This is a genomic window from Limnofasciculus baicalensis BBK-W-15 (assembly GCF_024178385.1).
In the GTDB taxonomy this organism is placed as follows: domain Bacteria; phylum Cyanobacteriota; class Cyanobacteriia; order Cyanobacteriales; family Coleofasciculaceae; genus Limnofasciculus; species Limnofasciculus baicalensis.
The window spans coordinates 1-5958 of sequence record NZ_JAMZMM010000371.1 but is presented as its reverse complement, the minus strand read 5'-3'; the positions used below and the strand labels follow the sequence as shown (position 1 = coordinate 5958).

Annotated in this window: 5 protein-coding genes; 1 reads left to right on the top strand and 4 read right to left on the bottom strand. The window is 41.5% G+C overall.

Annotated features, from left to right (window positions below):
- A partial coding sequence (locus tag NJ959_RS24625) for an isopentenyl transferase family protein (protein ID WP_305069164.1) occupies positions 1 to 300 on the bottom strand: 300 nt, incomplete at its 3' end.
- 266 nt (positions 301 to 566) lie between these two features.
- On the opposite strand from NJ959_RS24625, the gene gyrB reads away from it, so the two are divergent.
- Entirely contained in the window at positions 567 to 2492 is a 1926-nt protein-coding gene (gyrB, locus tag NJ959_RS24620) for a DNA topoisomerase (ATP-hydrolyzing) subunit B (protein WP_254014392.1), read from the top strand.
- A 158-nt stretch (positions 2493 to 2650) separates the two neighbouring features.
- Here the strand turns inward: gyrB and cbiE are convergent, their stop codons facing one another.
- The 3 genes from cbiE to NJ959_RS24605 all read right to left on the bottom strand — a co-directional run bounded on the left by cbiE (position 2651) and on the right by NJ959_RS24605 (position 5829).
- The gene (gene cbiE / locus NJ959_RS24615) at positions 2651 to 3901 is read right to left on the bottom strand and encodes a precorrin-6y C5,15-methyltransferase (decarboxylating) subunit CbiE (RefSeq protein WP_254014391.1); all 1251 of its coding nucleotides are present in this window, start codon (positions 3899 to 3901) and stop codon (positions 2651 to 2653) included.
- Positions 3902 to 4106: 205 nt separating this feature from the next.
- Positions 4107 to 4709 carry a cobalt-precorrin-8X methylmutase gene (locus NJ959_RS24610; RefSeq protein WP_254014390.1) on the bottom strand — a complete coding sequence of 201 codons (603 nt, stop codon included), beginning with the start codon at positions 4707 to 4709 and terminating at the stop codon, positions 4107 to 4109.
- Positions 4710 to 5040: 331 nt separating this feature from the next.
- The gene (locus NJ959_RS24605; RefSeq protein WP_254014389.1) at positions 5041 to 5829 is read right to left on the bottom strand and encodes a DUF1868 domain-containing protein; all 789 of its coding nucleotides are present in this window, start codon (positions 5827 to 5829) and stop codon (positions 5041 to 5043) included.
- Positions 5830 to 5958: the final 129 nt, after the last annotated feature.

The window sequence follows — 5958 nt, the reverse complement described above, 5'->3', positions numbered from 1 at the left end:
CCCCATTCCCCTACTGGAAGAAGGGGAAGAGGTAATTAAAGATTGAGCTTGTCCTTGGTAATCTGCTAGGGTTAAGGTTTCTGTCGGAGCGCAAATGTCGATTAAATAATGGGGAATTTGTTGTTGCTGTGCTGAGGAAGGCTTGGCAGTACCAATATCAAAATCGCGATATACTTGACGGGAATCAGCACTAAGAATTATTGAACCCAATCGCTCTGCTAATTTTAAGGCTAGTCCAGACTTACCCGTAGCGGTAGCACCACAGATTACAATTAATATGATGTCTGGATGAATAGTCATAATTAATTAATATAGAGAGGGGGAGGTGGCTAGTTTTTGCGATCGCAGTTATGAGACAATACTCTTCTATCTTCCCAAATTTACCAGTAATCAATCCCAGTAGCCAAAATCTCAACTCCCCAATCTAAAATAGGTTTATCCCAACTATAAATATCTACTCAGAGCTAGCCGCAGTGGTCGTCAAGCCTTTTATGTTATAATTTGAGAGTGTTTTGCCATTTTGAGCGATCAAAACGGCTAAAAGCTTTTAATGGAGTAGCCCTTACATGACGAGTAGTTACAGTGCCGATCAGATTCAGGTTCTTGAAGGTCTCGATCCAGTGCGGATGCGACCGGGTATGTACATTGGTACTACTGGACCCAGAGGACTCCATCATCTAGTATACGAGGTTGTAGACAACTCGATCGATGAGGCTCTTGCTGGACATTGTACCCATATCGAAGTAGATATCAATGCCGATGGTTCCGTTAGTGTAACAGATGACGGACGAGGCATCCCGACCGGAATCCACCCTAGCACAGGGAAATCGGCACTGGAAACAGTCATGACAGTATTGCACGCCGGGGGTAAGTTTGGCGGCGGCGGCTATAAGGTATCTGGAGGATTGCACGGAGTCGGAATTTCTGTCGTTAACGCCCTCTCAGAGTGGGTGGTAGTAACAGTTTGGCTCGATAAAAAGGTACACATCCAGCGTTTTGAAAGAGGAATTCCTGTTACTGAGCTTATCGCTAAACCTAGTGAAGATGAAGAGCGCACAGGTACATCAGTTACCTTTATGCCCGATACGCAAATCTTCACTACTGGAATTGAGTTTGACTACAACACTCTATCAGGGCGATTGCGGGAATTAGGGTATTTGAATGCCGGAGTGCAGATTACATTTACCGATCATCGACTTGCGGAACCACGGATAGAAACTTATTATTATGAAGGTGGCATTCAAGAATATGTTGCCTACATGAATCGGGAAAAGGAACCCCTCCACCAAGAAGTTGTTTATATCCAAGGTGAAAAGAATGGTATTTACATTGAAGTAGCATTGCAATGGTGCGTCGATGCCTACAATGATAATTTATTGGGTTTTGCCAATAATATCCGTACCATTGATGGCGGTACTCATTTGGAGGGGTTAAAGACAGTATTGACGCGGATGATGAATGCGATCGCGCGGAAACGGAATAAAATTAAAGAAAATGAGCCTAATCTCGCTGGTGAAAATATCCGGGAAGGCTTAACTGGGGTGATTTCAGTTAAAGTCCCCAATCCAGAATTTGAAGGGCAAACCAAAACCAAATTAGGGAATACGGAAGTAAGAGGGATTGTCGATTCTATGGTGGGAGAGGTATTGACAGAATACCTAGAATTCCGTCCCCAAGTAGTAGATGCTATTTTAGAAAAAGCAATCCAAGCTTTTAAAGCCGCAGAAGCAGCACGGCGGGCGCGGGAATTGGTGCGCCGCAAATCGGTTTTAGAATCATCTCCTTTACCAGGTAAATTAGCAGATTGCAGCTCCAGAGATCCTTCAGAATCAGAGATATTTATTGTAGAAGGTGCATCAGCAGGAGGTACGGCAAAAGAAGGAAGAAATCGCCGCTTCCAAGCTATTTTACCTCTCCGTGGGAAGATTCTCAATATTGAGAAGACTGATGATGCCAAAATGTACAAGAATACGGAAATTCAGTCATTAATCACAGCATTGGGATTGGGTGTTAAGGGTGAGGAGTTTAATCCTGCCCAATTACGCTATCATCGCATTTGTTTAATGACTGACGCTGATGTAGATGGGGCACATATCCGCACTCTATTACTGACATTTTTCTATCGCTATCAACGCTCTCTTGTGGATCAAGGATATATCTATATTGCTTGCCCTCCATTATATAAAATAGAGCGGGGAAAGAATCATTTCTACTGTTATAGCGATCGCGAATTGCAACAGCTTCTATCAGAATTTCCCTCCAACGCTAATTACACTATTCAGCGCTTCAAAGGTTTGGGTGAAATGATGCCGCAGCAGTTGTGGGAAACTACAATGAATCCGGAAACTCGTACTTTAAAACAAATTGAGATTGAAGATGCGGCGGAAGCGGATCGGATTTTTACTGTGCTAATGGGGGATCGTGTTGCACCTCGTCGGGAATTCATTGAAACTTATGGCTCCAGATTGAATTTCACTGATTTGGATATTTAGGAAAATGGGGGAGTGGGGAGTGGGGTAAAACTATTTTTTTACTTACTCCCTTCGCGGTGGAAGAATAACTATTTAATAAACCACTAAGACACTAAGACACTAAGGAAGAGATAGATCATCTTCTATTGCAAAGGGAGTAATCCTTCAACCTTCATAATTCATCCTTTTGCTGTGACAATTGTTACTGGATTGAGGGGTGTAAAACGAGTTAATTTTGCCACGGAAATGGAGCGGGATAGCTGAATTTGCAATAACTTATACTGCCAATCGTTTTCTTTAAACCAAGTCAGGGATTGATTCAGATGTTCTAATGTAGCAAAGGCTAAGACAATTATGCCATTTGGGGCTAACTTCAGCTTACAGAAATCCAAAATAGCAGATAAATTCCCCCCACTCCCGCCAATAAAAATCCGATTTGGTGTGGGAATATTTTGTAAGATATCTGGTGCATTCCCGTGAATCGAAATTACATTTGTCACCTGCAAGCGGCGGCAATTCTGTTCAATTAAAGTACTTCCCATCGCCGTTTTTTCAATCGCGTATACCTGAGAGGTAGGGCATAATCGAGCAATTTCTATTGATACAGATCCCGTTCCCGCACCGATATCCCAAACTATTTGTTGGGGTTGTAAAGCTAATTCTCCTAATACTAAAGTTCTGATTTCTCGCTTAGTCATCAAACCAGGGCGATCGCGAAAACTCACAAATGTCCGATCTGATAACCCTAATATCGGTAAATTATCAACATTTATCCCTAAATCAATGGGATCGGATTGACGTAATAATATCACCACATTTAACGGAGCAAAGCATTCCTTCAATACCGCATTAATCGATAAAAACTGTACCTTTTCATCCATTCCTCCCAGATTTTCACACACCCAGAATTCGTAACGAGTCGATAAATCCAAAGCTAAGAGAAGATTTGCGATCGCACTGGGCGTATTTACGCTATCTGTTAAAACGGCAATTTTGTCAAGCCCTTCCTGTAGTGCTTGAGTTAAAGCATCTAAAGATCTCCCATGACTACTAATTACCACAGCATCTTGCCAGGGAACTTTTACCCGACTAAATGCTAATTGCACCGCACTGACATGAGGATAAAAAGTTATTTGTTTTGGTGGCAACTCTTCTAATAATAACCTTCCTAAACCAAAAAATAGCGGATCTCCACTTACTAATACGACAATCGAGTAATTTTCATCTAATTCTGCTAAATTATTGCGAATCTCGCTAATTGCCAGTTTGAAATCTCCCAAGACTAGACGGGGTGCTGGATGAGACAGGAAGTAGCTTAAATGGCGACTGCTACCGATTAATAATGTTGCATTTTCTACTATTTCTCGCACTGAATCCGTTAATCCAGCAGCGCCATCTAAGCCAATTCCGATAACATGTATTTTTGTCATTTGTTATTTGTTGTTTGTTATTTGTTATTGGTTATTTATTATTGGTTGTTAGGTAAAGAATTAATCAATGAGTAAGGAGATGGGTGTAAATAAACTTCATATTCAGAAATCTGGTTTCTCCAAGACTTCACATTAAGAAACCGGGTTTCTTAGCCCCTTATCTCAGAAAATCGTTAACCAACAACCAACAACCAACAACTAACAACTAACAACTCAAAACAATTAAAGCATTAAGAATAGCAGCAGCAACAGGAGATCCCCCCTTACGCCCATCAACCCGAATCTGAGGAATAGAAGTTTTTGCCAAAGCATGTTTCGATTCCACAACCGAGATAAAACCCACAGGTGCGCCAATCGCGAAAGCAGGTTTCACAGACGTATTTTTCAATACCTCACAGAAAGCTAATAGTGCCGTAGGCGCATTACCAAAAACAAAAATTGCCTCTGGAAATTTACGCCAACATGACAATAAACCAGTTTCCGTGCGAGTTTTGCCAGGAAGTGCCACAGGTGCTTCCTCAACAGCAACAATAATAGGATTATTAAAAGTTTGAGCAACCAAATTAGCGATACCTTGCCTTACCATCCCCACATCAGTAATAATAGGAGTCTTATTTTGTAAAGCCGCAATTGCAGTTTCAATTACACCTGGGCTAAATTTAATCAATTGAGCAAATTCAAAATCAGCAGTAGTATGAATAACTCGCTGCACAATCGCATATTCACCAGAAGTAAACTTATGTTCACCAATTTCTCTGTCAATGACGGCAAAACTTTGCTCCATAATTGGATGGATAGGCAATTTCATAATAGGGGCGGGTGTAGGGAAAAACATGACTCAATTAAGACTTACGCAAAGAAACCCGGTTTCTACAAAAAATCGTGGGTTTAAACGATTGATATTGACGAAGAAACCGGGTTTCTGAAGACTTATGTGTAAATCCTGTCAATAAAGGATAGCACTCAAATCCCAACCCGCCCGACTTCTCGTTATTCAACTTAACGAAAAAGATTGCATAAACCCTTTGCGCTCTACTCTAACGAGAAGCCGCTGCGCGTCTATGCGCCAAACTTTGCGCTCTTTGCGTTAAAAATATCTAACTCCGAAGCCAATGAATGAAATATTAAGGCTAAACTCCTTAAAACTCCAAAACAGGATAATCCGGTTCTCGATAATACCGCATCATATCATCAAACTTCCGTAATTCTCCCCGCTGTACAAAGAATGAAGTCCCTTCCTTTTCTAACAACTGCTGATTAAAAGCTGAAAGCAAGTTCATCATGCGATCGCGATCTAGATTAGCTGGAATTTCCCCAAAATAACCTAATGTAACGTGAGCAGTAAAATCATATTGCTGTTCAATTCCCAAAGCAATCAAACCGGGATTTTGATAAATTGCGCGGCGGAGGTATAAAATCCGCTGATAGGAATCTTCATCTTTTGGTGCTAAACATACACCAATTGCTCTGGGCATTACCATTAAACCTAATAATTGCCACCCAATTGGATTCCCGTTGGCAAATGAATCCTGATATTTCTGAAAACTATCAGTAATTCGTTCATGTAATTGCTGTTCAAATTCAGAATTTTCCCTTTTAGCATCCCGATAAGCATTATTCCAAATTAAGTCAGCAAGGGTTAAATGAAAGCTATCGGGAGGCAGGGGTATCATTAAACCCGGCTCGAGTTGCTCTAATAGCTCCTGCTGAAGTTGCTGTAAATTAGTGTAGAATTCCGCATTTTCTGATTCGTCTCCCCAAGGTGGTGTCACCACTGTACAACCCGGAAAGGGTACAGCCCGTCTGGTACCATCTGTCAGAGGCTCAAATTTTGGTGACTCCTGAATGTGCTGCAACTGTGACTGATAGGTAGCGGGCAAGGTTAATTGTGTTACCCGATTTAGATAAGCTTGATAAGTGTCGTCCAATCTTCGTCTCCTTTAGACTAATGGATGTTCTTTGTTAAGATTTGATTTTTGACTTACAGTCTAACCAGGGTTATTTGACTCCCGATCTAGTGTAGCGACTGAATGGGGCAGGGGGGTAGGGGGCAGAGG

What these genes read in the sequence shown, in the direction of transcription:
- gyrB (WP_254014392.1), top strand. Translation starts at nt 567, where the DNA reads ATGACGAGTAGTTACAGTGCCGATCAGATTCAGGTTCTTGAAGGTCTC.
- cbiE (WP_254014391.1), bottom strand. Translation starts at nt 3,901, where the DNA reads ATGACAAAAATACATGTTATCGGAATTGGCTTAGATGGCGCTGCTGGA.
- NJ959_RS24610 (WP_254014390.1), bottom strand. Translation starts at nt 4,709, where the DNA reads ATGAAATTGCCTATCCATCCAATTATGGAGCAAAGTTTTGCCGTCATT.